This window comes from Nonomuraea sp. AD125B (assembly GCF_041402765.1).
GTDB classification, from domain to species: Bacteria; Actinomycetota; Actinomycetes; order Streptosporangiales; family Streptosporangiaceae; genus Nonomuraea; species Nonomuraea bangladeshensis.
This window is the reverse complement of sequence record NZ_JBGLOU010000018.1, coordinates 195,326-211,892: the sequence shown is the minus strand read 5'-3', so window position 1 is coordinate 211,892 and position 16,567 is coordinate 195,326. Positions and strand designations below refer to the sequence as shown.

17 protein-coding genes are annotated in these 16,567 nt (G+C 72.6%); 9 read left to right on the top strand and 8 right to left on the bottom strand.

Features of this window, described 5'->3' with window-relative positions; genetic code table 11:
* Positions 1 to 25: 25 nt before the first annotated feature.
* The 4 genes from ACBR40_RS38580 to ACBR40_RS38565 all read right to left on the bottom strand — a co-directional run bounded on the left by ACBR40_RS38580 (position 26) and on the right by ACBR40_RS38565 (position 2,683).
* Positions 26 to 643: an ATP-dependent Clp protease proteolytic subunit gene (locus ACBR40_RS38580; protein WP_371251895.1), complete on the bottom strand. Its 618-nt coding sequence runs from the start codon at positions 641 to 643 to the stop codon at positions 26 to 28.
* 2 nt (positions 644 to 645) lie between these two features.
* Positions 646 to 828, bottom strand: a complete 183-nt coding sequence (locus ACBR40_RS38575; protein WP_371251894.1) for an ATP-dependent Clp protease proteolytic subunit — start codon at positions 826 to 828, stop codon at positions 646 to 648.
* A gap of 171 nt (positions 829 to 999) precedes the next feature.
* The gene (locus ACBR40_RS38570) at positions 1,000 to 1,860 is read right to left on the bottom strand and encodes a DUF2268 domain-containing protein (RefSeq protein WP_371251893.1); all 861 of its coding nucleotides are present in this window, start codon (positions 1,858 to 1,860) and stop codon (positions 1,000 to 1,002) included.
* A 52-nt stretch (positions 1,861 to 1,912) separates the two neighbouring features.
* The gene (locus ACBR40_RS38565; protein WP_364456035.1) at positions 1,913 to 2,683 is read right to left on the bottom strand and encodes a hypothetical protein; all 771 of its coding nucleotides are present in this window, start codon (positions 2,681 to 2,683) and stop codon (positions 1,913 to 1,915) included.
* 55 nt (positions 2,684 to 2,738) lie between these two features.
* Between ACBR40_RS38565 and ACBR40_RS38560 the strand changes: the two genes are divergently transcribed.
* The 9 genes from ACBR40_RS38560 (at position 2,739) to ACBR40_RS38520 (ending at position 10,309) form a co-directional block, all read left to right on the top strand.
* A complete protein-coding gene (locus ACBR40_RS38560) occupies positions 2,739 to 3,740 on the top strand; it encodes an AAA family ATPase (protein WP_371251892.1) in 1,002 nt (333 codons plus the stop codon).
* Positions 3,737 to 4,684 carry a DUF58 domain-containing protein gene (locus ACBR40_RS38555; RefSeq protein ID WP_329578357.1) on the top strand — a complete coding sequence of 316 codons (948 nt, stop codon included), beginning with the start codon at positions 3,737 to 3,739 and terminating at the stop codon, positions 4,682 to 4,684. Before ACBR40_RS38560 ends, ACBR40_RS38555 begins: the two co-directional genes overlap by 4 nt.
* Positions 4,681 to 5,628: a VWA domain-containing protein gene (locus ACBR40_RS38550; RefSeq protein WP_344206251.1), complete on the top strand. Its 948-nt coding sequence runs from the start codon at positions 4,681 to 4,683 to the stop codon at positions 5,626 to 5,628. The genes ACBR40_RS38555 and ACBR40_RS38550 overlap by 4 nt, the downstream gene beginning before the upstream one ends.
* 11 nt (positions 5,629 to 5,639) lie before the next feature.
* Positions 5,640 to 6,230 (top strand): methyltransferase, encoded by a 591-nt coding sequence (locus tag ACBR40_RS38545; RefSeq protein ID WP_344206249.1) that lies wholly within the window; start codon positions 5,640 to 5,642, stop codon positions 6,228 to 6,230.
* Positions 6,227 to 6,766, top strand: coding sequence for a TrmH family RNA methyltransferase (locus ACBR40_RS38540; protein WP_344206248.1), 540 nt, complete (start codon positions 6,227 to 6,229; stop codon positions 6,764 to 6,766). Before ACBR40_RS38545 ends, ACBR40_RS38540 begins: the two co-directional genes overlap by 4 nt.
* A 39-nt stretch (positions 6,767 to 6,805) precedes the next feature.
* A complete protein-coding gene (locus ACBR40_RS38535; RefSeq protein ID WP_344206446.1) occupies positions 6,806 to 7,603 on the top strand; it encodes a glycerophosphodiester phosphodiesterase family protein in 798 nt (265 codons plus the stop codon).
* A 65-nt stretch (positions 7,604 to 7,668) separates the two neighbouring features.
* Complete coding sequence (locus tag ACBR40_RS38530; protein ID WP_371251891.1) at positions 7,669 to 9,102, top strand: MFS transporter; 1,434 nt, start codon at positions 7,669 to 7,671, stop codon at positions 9,100 to 9,102.
* Between the two features lie 116 nt (positions 9,103 to 9,218).
* Positions 9,219 to 9,839, top strand: coding sequence for a hypothetical protein (locus ACBR40_RS38525; RefSeq protein WP_371251890.1), 621 nt, complete (start codon positions 9,219 to 9,221; stop codon positions 9,837 to 9,839).
* Between the two features lie 125 nt (positions 9,840 to 9,964).
* Positions 9,965 to 10,309, top strand: coding sequence for an RNA polymerase-binding protein RbpA (locus ACBR40_RS38520; RefSeq protein ID WP_091084968.1), 345 nt, complete (start codon positions 9,965 to 9,967; stop codon positions 10,307 to 10,309).
* Between the two features lie 56 nt (positions 10,310 to 10,365).
* On the opposite strand, the gene ACBR40_RS38515 is transcribed toward ACBR40_RS38520, so the two are convergent.
* The 4 genes from ACBR40_RS38515 to ACBR40_RS38500 all read right to left on the bottom strand — a co-directional run bounded on the left by ACBR40_RS38515 (position 10,366) and on the right by ACBR40_RS38500 (position 16,430).
* Positions 10,366 to 10,902, bottom strand: a complete 537-nt coding sequence (locus ACBR40_RS38515; protein ID WP_371251889.1) for an FxsA family protein — start codon at positions 10,900 to 10,902, stop codon at positions 10,366 to 10,368.
* 94 nt (positions 10,903 to 10,996) lie between these two features.
* Positions 10,997 to 11,761: a polyprenol monophosphomannose synthase gene (locus tag ACBR40_RS38510; RefSeq protein WP_371251888.1), complete on the bottom strand. Its 765-nt coding sequence runs from the start codon at positions 11,759 to 11,761 to the stop codon at positions 10,997 to 10,999.
* Positions 11,754 to 13,406 (bottom strand): apolipoprotein N-acyltransferase, encoded by a 1,653-nt coding sequence (gene lnt / locus ACBR40_RS38505; protein WP_344206244.1) that lies wholly within the window; start codon positions 13,404 to 13,406, stop codon positions 11,754 to 11,756. Before lnt ends, ACBR40_RS38510 begins: the two co-directional genes overlap by 8 nt.
* Positions 13,407 to 14,078: 672 nt before the next feature.
* Positions 14,079 to 16,430, bottom strand: a complete 2,352-nt coding sequence (locus tag ACBR40_RS38500; RefSeq protein ID WP_371251887.1) for an ATP-binding domain-containing protein — start codon at positions 16,428 to 16,430, stop codon at positions 14,079 to 14,081.
* Between the last annotated feature and the right edge of the window lie 137 nt (positions 16,431 to 16,567).

Below are 16,567 nucleotides of genomic sequence, written 5' to 3'. Positions count from 1 at the left end.
GCGCCGCCTTGGGGGTGACCGGAGATCAGCGGGTGGGGGCGAGGACCCGCTTCCTGGAGGCGTGGATGTCGTCCACCAGCCCGTAGGTCCGCGCCTGCTCGGCCGTGAAGATCCGGTCACGCTCGATGTCCTTGCGGATCTCCAGCGGCGACCGCCCCGTGTGCCGGGCCAGGATCTCCTCCTGCTGGTCGCGCATCCGCAGGATCTCCCTGGCGTGGATCTCCAGGTCGCTGCCCTGACCGCGCCCGCCCTCGGTGTGCGGCTCGTGCAGCAGCACCCGCGCGTGCGGCAGCGCGGCCCGCTTGCCCGGCGAGCCGGCCGCGAGCAGCACGGCCGCCGCCGAGGCCGCCTCGCCGATGCAGACGGTGTGGATCTCCGGCCGGACGTACTGCATCGTGTCGTAGATCGCGGACATCGCCGTGAACGACCCGCCGGGCGAGTTGATGTAGAGGCTGATGTCCTGGTCGGGGTCGATCGACTCCAGCGTCAGCAGCTGCGCCATCACGTCGTTGGCCACGGTGTCGTCGATCGGCGCCCCGAGGAAGATCACCCGGTCCTCGAACAGCTTGTTGTACGGGTTGAGCTCCTTGACGCCGTAGGAGGTGCGCTCGGTGAACGACGGCAACACGTAACGCCCGCTCATCTTCAGTTCATCCCTTCGGCGACGCGGTCCACGAAACCGTGCTCCAGGGTTTCCTGCGCGGTGAACCACCGGTCGCGGTCGGAATCGGCCTGGATGTCGACCTCCTGGACGAGAACGACGATGCGCTCCTTGAGCAGCCGCCGGCCGAGCTGGTCCGGCCAGGCCGCATGCTTGGTCTCCGTCACGGGGGTCGCCTTCCTGGTGCGATTGATCGCTGCGGAAAACGCTAGTCCCGGCCTTCCCGAACAACGGCGAGTTTTCGCTTGCGGCGCATTTCTCTAAAAGCGCATTCCCCCCTCGGCGAATTCAGCTCGACATTCTTTCGCCCATGTGCAAAGGGCCCAGGGAAACGCCCGTCAGCGCACGCCGCCGCGCCGCATCAGCTCGGCGGCCGGGAGCAGGGTCGCCTCCGTGGCCGTCAGCCCCGTGGCCTCCAGCGCGCGGTCCACCAGCCGCAGCCCCACCGCGTAGCCGGCCATGTCGGGAACGCCGCGCGGCTCCCCGCCGAAGTCGCGCATCGCGCCGTCGCCCAGCACGTACGCCGGCGTGTGCCGCATCCCCTGCAGGTCGAAGTCCTTCATGATCAGCTCGTACGCCCGGTCGAACTCCTCCCCCGTCACCTTCTTCGACCAGGGCCCCATCGCCTCCGGCCCGGACAGCTCCCGTACGAACGCCTCGGCCAGCCCCTCCGCGACCACGTGCTCCCCCACGGTCACCGTCACCGGGTTCCACTCCACGTTCATGAAGCGCACGTTGTGGTGGAACTCGTGCACCGCGCAGTGCGCGATCCGCCCGATCACCTCCTCGTCCGGCCAGGCCAGCAGGAACAGCCAGCCGGGCGAGCCGCCCATGCCGTAGTAGCCGCCGGAGCGCCCCATCAGGTTCTCGTTCTCCGGGTCGCCGAGCACGAGCATGACCTGCAGCGACTCGGCCTGCACGGCGCCGCTCAGCCGCTCGGAGGCGCGCTCCAGCTCCCGCCGCACCTGGCCGAGCACGTCGGCCTCGATCATCCGCTCGACGGCGGGCAGGTAGCGCGGGTCGTCGGCGTCGACGCGGAAGCCGCCCGCCTGGTGGTGGATGTCCACGATGTCGCCCGGCATCGGGATCGCCGCGCGCATCGGCGTGAGCATGTCGGCCACCGCGGCCGGCCGCTCGTCCAGGGGCCGCCGCAGCAGGGCGGCCATCGTCGTCAGGGTGTCGTGCACGATGAACTCCATGACGAGGACGCTAGAACCTCACGTCACGTGAGGGTCAACGTCTTAAGACGCCTCAGAGCGGGGACCCCTCGCCGTTGTCGTCGCCCGGCGACCTGCCCGGCGTGAGCGGCCCGCTCTGCGACGGCGACGGCGACAGCGACGGCGAGGGCCGCGGCTCGGTGGTCTCCGGCACGGGCGGCGGCGTCGGCACGAACACCGTCGGCGGCAGCTGCCGCGGCTGCGGCTCGCTGTCGCTGCGCCCGAGCACCAGGAGCAGCAGCATCGCCGTCACCAGGGCCAGCAGCAGCGCCAGCGCCAGGGCCGCCATCAGCACCCGCCGTCGCGTCTCGGTCAGCGGGCGGCGCCGCGTCACCGGCCCCGGCAGCGCGGGCGCGCGGTCGGTCAGCCAGTGCGGCACGAAGTCCGGCCCGTGCGCCTGCCCGATGAGCGTCCCGCCCACCATCACCGGCTGCAGGAACCACTCCGCGCCCGGCCGCCCCGGCACGTACGGCACCGCCACCCACGGCGCGCTGCTCAGCTCGCTGTCCAGCACCTCGGGTGCGCCGTCCAGCACGGCCGTCCGCTGCCGCCCCGCCCAGCCGAACCAGGGACGCCGGCCCGCCCGCTCGGCCCCGGCTCCCCTGATCGCGGTGATGAACCGCTCGCGCGCCGCGGCGTCGAACGCGGCGCCCCGCGTCAGCACGGCCAGCGACACCGCGCGCCCGTCGGACGCCTGGCCGAGGTAGACGAAACCGGCCGGCGCCTGGTGCAGGCGCGCCTGCACCACGAACGGCCCCAGCCGGGGCGGATCGCCGTACTGCAGCGGACTTGCCACGTTTGCCATGAAAGCACAGACGTGGCGTCGTGCACGTTTGCGGCGCGTTTGGTGGAATGGCGTCATGAGCGTCGCCGAAGAGTTGCCAGGCGGATCCGACGCGGCCCTGCTGCGTCAGAGCCTCGACGAGGTCCGGCGGGTCATCGTCGGACAGGAGCACTTGGTCGAGAGACTCATCGTGGCCCTGCTCGCGCGCGGTCACTGCCTCCTGGAAGGGGTGCCGGGCGTCGCCAAGACCCTCGCCGCCTCCACCCTCGCCACCGTCGTGGGCGGCACGTTCGCCCGGATCCAGTTCACCCCCGACCTCGTGCCGAGCGACATCATCGGCACCCGCGTCTTCCACCCGTCGAACGAGAAGTTCGACGTCGAGCTCGGCCCCGTGTTCGTCAACTTCCTGCTCGCCGACGAGATCAACCGCGCCCCCGCCAAGGTCCAGTCCGCCCTGCTGGAGGTCATGGCCGAACGGCAGGTCACGCTGGCCGGCGTCACTCACCCGCTGCCCAGGCCGTTCATCGTGCTCGCCACCCAGAACCCGATCGAGTCCGAGGGCGTCTACCCGCTGCCCGAGGTGCAGCGCGACCGGTTCCTCTTCCGGGTCCGCGTCCCCCACCCCACCGCCCACGAGGAGCTGGAGATCCTGCAGCGGATGAGCGTCACCCCGCCCGTCCCCGAGCGGGTGCTCGAACCCGACCGGCTCCTCGCCCTCCAGCAGGCCGCCGAGGAGGTCTCGGTCCACCAGCTCGTCGCCGACTACGTGGTGCGCCTGGTCATGTCCACCCGCTCCCCCGCCGAGTACGGCCTGGCCGACCTCGCCGACACCATCGAGATCGGCGTCAGCCCCCGCGCCACCCTCGGCCTGGTGGCCGCCGGCCGCGCCATGGCCCTGCTGCGCGGGCGCGACTACCTGCTGCCCGACGACGTGCGCGACGTCGCCGTGGACGTCATGGCCCACCGTCTCATGCTCACCTTCGACGCCCTGGCCGACGGCGTGGACCCCGAACAGGTCGTCAAGCAGATCCTGCACGCCGTCCCCCCGCCCCTCGTCGTCTGGAACCAGAACCGTTGAGCGCCTCGACCGCCGAGCAGGCGCTGCGCAGGCTGGAGCTCACCGTCACCCGGCGGCTCGACGGGCTGCTCCACGGCGCCCACCAGGGCCTGCTGCCCGGCGCCGGCAGCGAGGCGGGCGACAGCCGCGTCTACGTCCCCGGCGAGGACGACGTGCGCCGCATGGACTGGAACGTCACCGCCCGCACCACCGTCCCCCACGTCCGCGACCTCATCGCCGACCGCGAGCTGGAGACCTGGGCGCTCGCCGACCTGTCCCCCAGCATGGACTTCGGCACCGCCGGCACCGACAAGCGCGACCTGGTGATCTCCGCCGTCGGCGCGATCGGGTTCCTGTCCAGCCGCCTCGGCGACCGGTTCGGCGCGCTCGTCATGCACGACGAGTTCATCCACCGCATGCCCGCCCGCACCGGCCGCCCCGCGCTCTACGGCCTCCTGCACTCCCTCATGGACGCCCCGCGCGGCGCGGCCGTGCCCGACCCGCCCGACCTCGCCGAGGGCATCGAGGTGCTGGCCGCGACGCGCCGCCGGCGCGGCATGCGGCTGATCGTCTCCGACTTCCTCGACGCCCGCCCCGAGCTCGACCCCGACGCCGAACGCCCCTGGGAGCGCCCCGTCAGACGGCTCGCCGCCCGCCACCAGGTCCTCGCCGTCGAGGTCATCGACCCCCGCGAGCTCGAACTGCCCGACGTCGGCCGGGTCGCGTTCACCGACCCCGAGACCGGGAAAGTACGCGAAGTGCACCTGACGCCCAAAGTCCGCCAAGCCTACGCGGAAGCCGCGGAGTTGCAGCGCGAGGGCACCCGCCGGGCACTGCGCCGGGCCGGTATCGCCCACCTCGTGCTGCGCACCGACCGCGACTGGGTCTTCGACGTCGCGCAGTTCGTCCTGCGCCAGCGGCGCATGAGCCACGTGGCTCGCCGGGCCCACGGGAAGGTGACATGACGTTCCTCGCCCCCGCCTGGCTGTGGCTGTTCGTCCTCGTGGCGCTGCTGGTGGCCGGCTACGTCGCGGCCATGTTCGCCCGCCGCCGCTACACCGTGCGCTTCACCAACCTCGCCCTGCTCGACCTCGTCGCCCCCGCCGGCCCCGGCTGGCGCCGCCACGTCGCCCCCGCGCTCTTCCTCGTCATGATGTCCCTGCTGGTCATCGGCGCCGCCAAACCCGCCGACCAGGTCCGCGTCCCCCGCGACCGCGCCACCATCATGATCGCCCTCGACGTGTCGCTGTCCATGGACGCCGACGACGTCCAGCCCACCCGCATCGCCGCCGCCAAGGCCGCCGCCCAGAACTTCGCCCGCGAGCTGCCCGACCGCTTCAACGTCGGCGTCGTCTCCTTCGCCCGCTCGGCCAACGTCGTCATCTCCCCCACCACCGACCACCAGGCCGTCGTCACCGGCATCGGCACCCTCACCACCCGGCCGGGCACCGCCATCGGCGAGGCCGTCTTCAACGCCCTCGACTCGCTGCGCTCCTTCGACCAGCAGGCTGCCACCGACCCGCCGCCCGCCGCCATCGTCCTGCTCTCCGACGGCGACAACACCTCGGGCCGCTCGGTCAACGAGGCCATCGAGGCCGCCCAGCAGGCCCACGTGCCGGTCTCCACCATCGCGTACGGCACCCAGGAGGGCACCGTCGACATCGACGGCCGCCCGGTGAACGTCCCCGTCAACAAGCAGACCCTCCAGTCGCTGTCCGACGGCACCTCCGGCCGCGCCTACACCGCCGAGTCCGGCGCCGAACTGCGCGACGTCTACGAGCAGATCGGCACCTCGCTCGGCTACAAGCTGGTCAACCAGGAGATCACCCAGTGGTTCATCGTGGCCGCGATCCTGGCCGGGCTGCTGGTGGCGGGCGCGGCGGTCATGTTCGGTACCCGCATCCCGTAACGTTTCACCACGTGGCCCACTACTTCTCCGAGCGGCCGACCGCCGCCGGCCGGCCGGGCACGGTCGACCTCGTCCTGCCCGACCTGCACCTGCGGCTGGAGACCGACAGCGGCGTGTTCTCCCCGGAGCGGGTCGACGTGGGCACGCGGGTGCTGCTGGAGAGCGTCCCGCCGCCGCCCCAGGAGGGCGACCTGCTCGACCTGGGCTGCGGCTACGGGCCGATCGCGCTGACCCTGGCCTCCCGCGCGCCCCGGGCCACCGTGTGGGCCGTGGACGTCAACCGCCGCAGCGTCGAGCTGACCGGCCGTAACGCCCGGGCCGCGCGCCTTGACAAAGTAAGGTCGGTGCATGTGGACGAGGTTCCGGACGACGTCCGCTTCCGGGCGATCTGGTCCAACCCCGCCATCCGCATCGGCAAGCAGGCCCTGCACGACATGCTCACCAGGTGGCTCACCCGGCTGACGCCCGACGGCGTGGCCTACCTGGTCGTCCAGAAACACCTCGGCTCGGACTCCCTGCAGCGCTGGCTCGGCGAGCAGGGCTGGCACGCCTCCCGCGAGGCCAGCCGGGCCGCCTACCGCATACTGAAGGTGACCCGATGAGAAGGCAGCTGCGCCCCACCGACGTCAAGCGGCTCAACCGCACCTGGCGCAGAAACACCGGCAACCGGCTGGGGCTGATCCTGGAGTCGGTCACCGGCCCGTTCAACGTCGGCTCCATCTTCCGCAGCGCGGCCGCGTTCGGCGTCGACGAGCTCTGGCTGGCCGGCAACGCCACCCCGCCCACCAACCCCAAGGCGGGCAAGACCGCGCTCGGCACCGAGCGCCTGGTCACCTGGCACGAGCCGGTGCCCGCCACCGAGGCCGTCAAGGCCGCCAGGGAGGCCGGCTACACCGTGCTGGCCATCGAGCTGACCGCCGAGGCGGCGCCGCTGCACCGGGCGAACCTCGACCGGGACGTGTGCCTGGTGGTCGGCAGCGAGGACCACGGCTGCTCCCCCGCCCTGCTCGACGCCGTCGACGGCGCCTGCTACATCCCCCAGGTGGGGCGGGTGGGCTCGTTCAACGTGGCGGTGGCCGCCGCCATCGCGCTGTCCGAGGCCCGCCGCCAGGAGTGGCAGAATCTCGCCGATTCGTAACCTCAGCGTTCATCCCGAAAGGGCATACTTCTGGACGTGCTGAGCCGTCGATACGCCTTCCTCGACCATCCCGGCCCGCTCGCCTTCGCCCACCGGGGTGGCGCGGCGGAGGGCGCCGAGAACTCCGTGGCCGCCTTCGAGCGGGCGGTCGGGCTCGGTTACACCTACCTCGAGACCGACGCGCACGCGACGGCGGACGGCGTGCTGCTGGCCTTCCACGACCACACGCTGGACCGCGTCACCGACCAGCGGGGGCGCATCTCCGAGCTGCCCTACCGGGCGGTCAGGCGGGCCCGCATCGCGGGCGTCCACGAGATCCCCCTGCTGGAGGACCTGCTCGGCACCTGGCCGGAGGCGCGCTTCAACATCGACGTCAAGGAGGCGGCCGCGATCGCCCCGCTGGCCGAGGCGGTGCGGCGCACCAACGCCTACGACCGCGTCTGCCTGACCTCCTTCTCCGACGAGCGGCTGGTGCTGGCCAAGGCGGCGCTGGGCCGCGACGTGTGCTCCGCGCTCGGGCCGCGCGGCGTGGCCGCCCTGCGCGCCGCCGCCGCGACCTCGGGCTACGGCCGGCTGCTGACCCGCCTGTCGCGCGCGGGCGTCCCCTGCGCCCAGGTGCCCATAGGCTTCCGCGGGCTGCGCGTCACCACAAGCCGCCTGATCCGCACCGCGCACGCCATCGGCATGCAGGTGCACGTATGGACCGTCAACGACCCCGCCCGCATGGAGCAGCTGCTCGACCTCGGTGTGGACGGCATCATGACCGACAACGTCACCGGACTGCGCGAGGTGCTCACGCGGCGCGGCCAGTGGCATCCGGGCAGCCTCGCGGCCTAGCCGCGCCCGGCAACCCTCACGACCCCCCGGCCAGTGGTCCGGCCCTCTAGGAGCGACACGACATCATGCCCGTACCCGCACCCCCCGCGGAACTGGACGAATCCCCCGCAGCGCGCCGGCGCGAGCAGCGCGGCTGGTACTTCTACGACTGGGCGAACTCCGCCTTCTACACCACGGTCATCTCGGTTTTCCTCGGCCCCTACCTGATCCCGGTGGCGCGAAGCGCGGCCTGCGCCCAGGACTTCCCCGGCGTGCCGGCCGAGCGGTGCTCGGCCGACTTCGACACCCTGATCGCGGCCAACCCCGGCCTCGGCTACGTGGACGTCCTCGGCGCCGACATCCGGCCGGCCGCCTTCTTCGGCCTGATCACGACGGTCGCGGTGTTCCTGCAGATCGTGCTGCTGCCGATCGCGGGCGCCCTCGCCGACCACACCGGCCGCAAGCGGGAGCTGCTCGGCGGGTTCGCCTACGTCGGCGCGCTGGCCGCGATGGGCCTGTTCTTCGTCGACGGCGACCGCTACATGCTGGGCGGCGTGCTGTTCGTGCTGGCCAACCTGGCCTACGGCTGCTCGATCGTGGTCTACGACTCGTTCCTGCCGCAGATCTCCACGCCCGAGGAGCGCGACGGGGTGTCCTCGCGCGGGTGGGCCATCGGCTACCTGGGCGGCGGGCTGCTGCTGGCGCTCAACCTGGTGCTGTACCTGCAGCACGAGAGCCTGGGGCTGACCGAGGGCGAGTCGGTGCGGATCTGCATGGCCTCGGCGGGGCTGTGGTGGGCGACGTTCACCGTCGTGCCGCTGCTGCGGCTGCGCAACCGGCCGGTGCCCGCGCACGAGACGACGGCGCTGCGCTCGGTCGGCGGGAGCTTCCGCCAGCTCGGCCGGACCCTGTCCGAGCTGCGCCGCTACCCGCTGACGCTGCTGTTCCTGGTGGCGTACCTGGTCTACAACGACGGCGTGCAGACCGTGATCGGCAACAGCGCGGCCTTTGCCTCCGAGGCGCTGAAGCTGGACAAGACCGTGCAGATCACCGCGATCCTGATGGTGCAGTTCGTGGCGTTCTTCGGAGCGCTGGCGCTGGGAGCGCTGGCACGGCGCATCGGCACCAAGCGGACGGTGCTGGCGAGCCTGGTGCTGTGGACGGCGATCGTGGCGACGGCGGTGTTCGTCCGCGAGGGCGAGGCGCTGCAGTTCTACCTGATGGCGTTCGCGATCGCGATCGTGCTGGGCGGCACGCAGGCGCTGTCGCGCTCGCTGTTCTCGCAGGTCATCCCGAAGGGACGGGAGGCCGAGTACTTCAGCCTGCTGCAGATCAGCGACAAGGGGTCGGCGTTCATCGGCTCGCTGACGGTCACCGTCGCGCTGCAGCTCACCAACAGCTACCGCATCGCCATCGTGTCGATGGTGATCTTCTTCGTGGTCGGCTTCGTGCTGCTGGCGCTGACGAACCTGCCCAAGGCGATCCGCGCGGCGGGGAACGAGGTGCCGGCCCGGATCTGACCGGCGAGCGTTTCTGTACGGCGCCCACAATCGAGAGCAGTGCTCTTGACGCATACCATCGCTCTGCGAGAGCATTGCTCTCGCCAGAGAGCGTTGCATCGATCAAGGAGCGCCGCATGCCCGTCCGTCTCACCTCCGCCGCCTTCGCAGGGACCGGCGTGCTGTTCCTGCTCTACCCGCTGCTGCGCCCCGCCACGGACGACGCCGCCGCGATGGCCTCCGCCGGCTGGGTCGCCGGGCACGCGGCGGCCATGGCCGGCTTCGTCCTGCTCGCGCTCGCGCTGCTCGGCCTGCACCAGGTGCTCGGCGACCGGCTGTCGCTGCGCGCAGCAGTGGTGACGTGGATCGGCGCGGGCCTGACGCTGCCGTACTACGGGGCCGAGGACTTCGGGCTCAACGTGATCGCCCGGCGCTCCCTGCGCGACGGGACGCCCGCGCTGATGGAGCTGGCCGAGGAGTTCCGCTACGGGCCGGTCGCGGTGACCATGTTCGCCGCGGGGCTCGTGCTGCTCGGCGTGGGCACGGCGCTGGCGGCGGTCGCGGTGTGGCGCTCGGCCGCGCCGCCCCGGTGGAGCGCGGTGCCGCTGGCGCTCGGGTTCGCGCTGTTCATCCCGCAGTTCTTCGGGCCGTACTCGCTGCGGATCGCGCACGGCGCGCTCATCCTGGCCGGCGCCCTGTGGCCGGCGCTCGCGCTGGCCGTCATGAGGCGGCGCGCCGCCGTCCCCGCGGCCGTCTGAAGAACCCGAGCCCTTCAGCGCGATTGGATCTCCCCGAGGGTGGGAATCCCATCACGGTACCAAGCGTTAGACACCGTGGGAGACAGTCCCCCCACGCATGGGGGCCCTGTAGGAGGCATTGAGACATGGGCGAGCGCGCGCTTCGTGGCACCCGGCTCGGGGCAACCAGCTACGAGAACGACCGTAACACGGATCTGGCACCGCGCCAGGAGGTGTCCTACACCTGTCCGAAGGGCCATCGCTTCGATGTTCCGCTTGCCGCCGAGGCCGAGATCCCCTCGACGTGGGAGTGCCGCATGTGCGGCGTGACTGCGGTGCGGGTGGACGGCGAGCAGCCGGAGTCGAAGAAGACCAAGCCCCCGAGGACACACTGGGACATGCTCCTGGAACGGCGGTCCATCGAGGATCTTGAGGAGGTGCTCAACGAGCGGCTGGCGGTCCTGCGGGCCCAGCGCCGCAAGAGCGCCTGACATCCTCTCACGGTGAAACCCCCGGGCCCTTCCGGCCCGGGGGTTTCTTCGTGCGCTCAGGCCCTCGGCGGGCGTCCCAGCGCGCCTCGCGGCTCTCCCTGGTCGCTGTGGCCCTGATCGCCGTCGTCCTCTTTGATCACCTCGCCGGTGACCACCCGGCCGCCGTGCGGCGCCGGCCCGCCCGGCCCCGGCGGGAACATGCCGGCGTACGGGGAGGCCTCGGCCAGGCGCTTGATCCGCCGCTCGAAGAACCACACCCCGAGGCGGCGCATCACCGGCCGCGTCACCGGCAGCACGAAGGCGAGACCGGCGAGGTCGGTGAGGAAGCCCGGCATCAGCAGCAGCGCGCCGCCCGTCAGCACGAGACCGCTGTCGGCCAGCTCACGCTCCGGCATCCGGCCCGACCGCAGCGACTCCTGCAGCGCCCGCCAGGCCCGCCGCCCCTCGCGGCGGATGATCCAGGAGCCGAGCAGGGCGCCGGCGACGAGCAGGGCCACGGTCGCGGGCCCGCCGATCGCGGACCCGACCTGGAAGAGCAGCCAGATCTCCAGCACGGGGACGATCAGGAAGCTCAGGAGGAGCAGCAGCCGCATCGTTCGTATCTCCGATTCCGCACGCGCACGCCAGGACCGCGTACGTCAGGAACAACGTCCGGCGGGCCCGGGACGTTCCTGGCCGGGGGACGCGTTACTGGCCGCGCCGCCGCAGGCGTCCCGGCAGGCCGGTCACGCCCCACAGGCCGATCCGCCACAGCGCCTCGGACATGATCTTTCCGCTCATCTTGCTCTGCCCCGCCGTGCGCTCCACGAACGTGATCGGCACCTCCACCACCCGCAGCCCGTGGCGGGCGGTGCGCAGGGTGAGGTCGACCTGGAAGCAGTAGCCCTGCGACTCCACGCCCGACAGCCCGACCTTCTCCAGGGTGGCGGCGCGGTAGGCGCGGAAACCGGCGGTCGCGTCGCGCACCGGCAGGCCCAGCATGACGCGGGTGTAGACGTTGGCGCCCTTGGACAGCAGCTCGCGCCGCTGCGGCCAGTTGACGACCCGGCCGCCGGGGACGTAACGCGACCCGATCGCCAGGTCCGCCCCCTCCCCCAGCGCGGCCAGCAGCCTCGGCAGCTCCTCCGGCTGGTGCGAGCCGTCGGCGTCCATCTCCACCAGCACGTCGTAGCCGCGCTCCAGGCCCCAGCGGAAACCGGCGATGTAGGCCGCGCCGAGCCCCTGCTTGCCCGGCCGGTGCAGGACGTGCACCTGCTCGTCGGCGGCGGCCAGCCCGTCGGCGACCTCGCCGGTGCCGTCGGGGCTGTCGTCGTCGGCCACGAGCACGTGCGCCTCGGGCACGGCCGCCCGGACGCGCTCGACGATGGAGGGCAGGTTGTCGCGCTCGTTGTAGGTCGGGACGACGACGAGCACCCTGCCGAGCGTCTCCATGTCCGGTCGCCCCTCACCCATCGGCTCGCCGCCTGCCCCGCCATGCGGCGACCCCGGCCGCCGCGACTCCCATCGCCATCAACGCCCACTCCGGCCAGGCGCCCACCTTGGTGGCGATCGTCTCGCCGGTGCGTACGGGCACCTTCACCACGTTCATGTCCGCGACCAGCTCGCGGGTCTGCCAGGAGACCTTACCGTCAGGCGTGACGAACGCGGAGATCCCGGTGGTCGCGGCGGTCACGACGGCCCGGTTGTGCTCGACCGCGCGCAGCTGCGACATGGCGAGCTGCTGCGGCGGCAGGTTGGACAGGGCGTAGCTGGCGTTGTTGGTCTGCACGACGATCGGCGTGCCGCCGGCCCGGACCGTGTCGCGCACGGTGGCGTCGTAGGCCACCTCGTAGCAGTTGACCGCGCCGATCGTCACCGGGCCGAGCTTCAGGTCGCCCGGCCGGTCGCCGGGGACCGACTGGCGGCCCACCAGGCTCGCCCGCTCCCACAGGGCCAGCACGAGGTCCTTGAACGGGGTGTACTCGCCGAACGGCACCAGATTCTGCTTGTCGTAGTAGGCGCCGGGGCCGGTGGCCGGGTCCCAGGTGATGCTGCGGGTGGCGCGGCGGTCGTCGCCGATGGCCACGACGGCCCCGACGAGCGTGGGCACGCCGACGTCGCGCACCGAGTCCTGGATGATCTGGCGGGCGGTCTCGTCCCGGTAGGGGTCGATGTCGGTGGAGTTCTCCGGCAGGACGACGATGTCGGGCTTGGGCAGCTTGCCCTCGCGGACGGCCTGGGCCAGGCGCTTGGTCTCGTCGGCGTGGTTGCGCAGCACGACGGCGGGCTCGTCGCCCAGGACGTACATGCCGCGGCCGGGGACGTTGCCCTGCACGATGCCGACGTTGATAGAGCGGCCCTCGTCGCCGGGGCGCGGCACGGCCATCGTCAGCAGGGGCACCGCCAGCGCCAGGAACGCCGGAGCCGCCCGCAGCCACGGGCGGGCCGCCGGAGGCCGGACCAGGACGGCATGGGCCAGCAGGGCCCCGCACAGGGCCACGGCGAACGACACCAGGGGCGCGCCGCCGAGGGCGGCGTACTCGGTGAACAGCGACTCGCCCTGACTGAAAGCCGCCCGCGCCCACGGGAAACCGCCGATCGGCACCAGGCTGCGCGCCCACTCCATCGCCACCCACAGGCCGGCGAACCACAAGGGCCAGGCGCGCAGCCGGAACACCAGGGCGGCCAGGGCGGACATGACGGCGTAGAAGACGGTCTCGGTGGCGACCAGCATGACCCAGACGTCGTCGCCGATGGTCCGCACCCAGGCGAGGGTCGGGAACAGGAACACCGCGGCGGCGAGCGCGCCCACCCAGGCCGCGCGCCTCGGGCGGGCGCCGTACAGGGAGGCGACGACGAGCGCGAGACCGAGGGACGCGAGCGGCCACCAGCCGAGCGGCGGGAACGCGGCGAACAGCCCCAGCCCACCGGCCACGGCCGCGCCCACCCGGGCCGCCAGACGCCCCCGCGGCTCCCGGCTCCGCAGCTTCCTGCCCGGCCCGGCCCGGCGGCCGGAGTCCCCCGGTTCGACGGCGAGCGGACCGGAGCCGCCCTTCCCGGGGTGCCCGGCGAGCGGACCGGAGCCGCCGCTCCCCTCGCCGGCCGGGGTCTCGGACACGGGTTGCTCCTCCTCGCCCTGGGCCGAGGAGCCCTCCGGCTCGGCGGCCGGCGACCAAGGGGAGTCAGGGTCAGGGCCCGGCGACGTGGGGGCGGCGGGGTCGGGGCCCGTCGGGGGCCGCGGGCTCGTGCGTTCCTGAACCACTCCGGGTCTCCTCAGCCACCGTCGAACACCTGCTTGCTCGCGAAAACGCTACCGCCCCGCGGCCGCGCTCATGCCAGCGCGCGCCCACGCGAGGGGATTTGGAGGATGTGCGACGGATGGCGGCAGGGTGATCCCGCGGCCGACGGGACCACCCGGCGCACTCGCAGGTCCGGCGCACGGGAGCGGGAAGAGGGCCCGGAAACCCTTCGGACCGGACCCGTCTCGTCGGCGGCGAGCGCGGAATTCCGTTGTCTACTGGGCTCCCGGACCCGTCCCGGGTCCAACCCCCCGCCCGGTTGGGGTGCCCCGACTCGACGGACCGACGGCCCTGCACCTGGCTGTGTGGACGAAGTCACGCTCCGTCACGGACGCAGGATCCGACGATGTCAGAGACGGCCAACCGGCCAAGTCCCGTGCTGGACTGCGCAGCAAACTACCGACTCCACCTCAGATGTCAACCGTGTCCCGATCAGCGGGAACATCAAGTTTCCGCAGGTGGGACATGCGGGACGGCCGCCGTAAAGCCGATCAAAGCCCATCGGAGGGTGCTCCCGGCCTGGCCGGAAGCCCGCGCAGGGCCGCGGGAAGCGGCCGCTCGTGGACGACGCCGAGCCGCTGCGTCGCTCGCGTGAGAGCAACATACAGGTCGCTGAGTCCCCGTGGCGACTGGGCCGCGATGAGCTCGGGCTCGGCCACCACGACGGAGTCGAACTCCAGGCCCTTGGCGTCCGCCACCCCCATGACCGCGACGGGGGCGTCCAGCGCCTCCGCTCCCCTGGCCCGGCCGGCGCCCGGCGTGACGACGACCGCGCCGGGCACGGCTTCGGCGACCTGGGCCCCGAGCCGGTCGAGCAGCGCGTCCGGCGCCACGACCGCGACCTTGCCGCCCTCCCCGACCTCGGCCTTGACCAGCTCGGGCAGCGCGGCCAGCGGGGCGGCCCACGGCTCGGCGCCGCTCTCGCGCACCGACGTGGGCGCCTCCAGCGACGGGTCGATCGCGGTGAGCACGCCGGCGGCGACGGCCATCAGCTCGACCGGCGTGCGGTAGTTGACGGTGAGCCGCTCCTGCCGCCAACGCCCGGCCACGTACGGGTCGAGCACCTCGCCCCACGACCGCGCCCCGGCGGCCGAGCCGGTCTGCGCGATGTCGCCGACGATCGTCATCGACCGGCTGGGGCAGCGGCGCATCAGCGCCCGCCAGGCCATCGGCGACAGCTCCTGCGCCTCGTCCACGATCACGTGCCCGTAGGCCCAGGTGCGGTCGGCGGCGGCGCGCTCGGCGGTGGTGAGGTAGGGGCCGTCGCCGCGCTGGCGCTCGGCCAGCCGCTCGGCCTCCATGACGTCGGACAGGCCGGTCAGCTCCAGCACCTCGCGGGCGTAGGCGAGCTCCGCCTCGCGCTCGTGCTCCTCGGCCCGGCGGGCCGCGGCCAGTTCCTCCTCGGCCTGCATCGCGGTGGCGCGCAGCACCTGCTCGTCGATGTCGCCGAGCAGTTCGGCGGCCTCGTCGAGGAGCGGCACGTCCGACTCGGTCCACTCGCCGGCCCCCGGGCCCTCGCGGCGCAGCAGCGCCCGCTCGGCGGGCGTGAGGTGCGCGGCGGCGTAGCCGAGACGCTCGGGCGAGCCGTAGAGGCCGAGCAGCAGCCGCTGCGGCGTCAGGTACGGCCACAGCCGGTTGAGCGCCGACTTGACCGCGGGCTCGGTCCGCAGCTCCTCGCGCAGGTCGGCCAGCTCGTCCTCGTCGATGAGCCCCTTGCCGATCTTGCGGGCCTGCTGGCGGGCGAGCGCGTTCAGCAGCGAGCGGACGAACACCGCCCGCGCCTGGTTGTGCGGCCGGCGCGAGCGGGCGGCCTTGTTCCTGGCGGCGTCCAGCATGGACCGGTCGACGGTGAGCGTGATCCGGCCGAGGGCGATCTCGACCGGCTTGCGCGGCACCTTCTGCCGGTCGCGCACGGCCCTCGCGATGACCTCGACCATGCGCGGGTCGCCCTTGAGCGCGGCGACCTCGGGCCGCTCCCTGGCGGTGGCGGTCACGCCGGGGTAGAGCTCGCCGACGGTGGACAGCAGCACGTCGGTCTCGCCGAGCGAGGGCAGCACCTGCTCGATGTAGCGCAGGAACGTCAGGTTGGGGCCGAGGATGAGCACGCCGCGGCGCTCCAGCCGCTGGCGGTGGGTGTAGAGCAGGTAGGCGGCCCGGTGCAGCGCCACGACGGTCTTGCCGGTGCCGGGGCCGCCCTGGACGACGAGGACGCCGTTCAGGTCGCCGCGGATGACCCGGTCCTGCTCGGCCTGGATGGTCGCGACGATGTCGCGCATGCGGCCGGTGCGCCGCTCGTCGAGCGCGGCCAGCAGCGCGGCCTCGCCGTTGAGCGTGGCGCGGTCGTCGTCGCTGAGCGCGCCGAGGTCGAGCAGGTCGTCGTCGACGCCGATCACCGCGCGGCCCCTGGTCTGCAGGTGGCGGCGCCGGGTGACGCCCATGGGGGCGGCCGGGGTGGCGCGGTAGAAGGGCTGCGCGACGGGGGCGCGCCAGTCGATGAGCAGGCGCCGCTGGTCGTCGTCGGTGAGGCCGAGCTTGCCGATGTAGAGCCGGCCCTCCTCCTGGTGGTCCAGCCGGCCGAAGACCAGGCCGCGCTCGACCGCCCACAGCCGGGCCAGCCTGGTGGCGTACATCTCGGCGAACGTGTCGCGCTCCGACCTGTTCTGCATCGTGCCGACGGCGCCCGTGGCCAGCACCTCCTTCAGCTGCCGCTGGGTGCGCTCGCGCAGGGCGTCGAGCCGGTCGTAGAGCGCGGTGACGTACTCCTGCTCCTTGGCGAGCTCCGTTTGACGCGTTGCCGCCTGACCATTAATGTGGTTAATGGGACACTCCGGGCCATTCTGCATGTTGTTACGACAAACGACGACATTAGCATGCCGGTCGCGGCACTCTGCTCGGTTTTCCTTCCCTCTCCTCTCTCCGTTACGGCTTCGTATCGCCTCTTGACCGTTCCCGCCCGGCCTCCTTATGTTCCTCGTGAGTT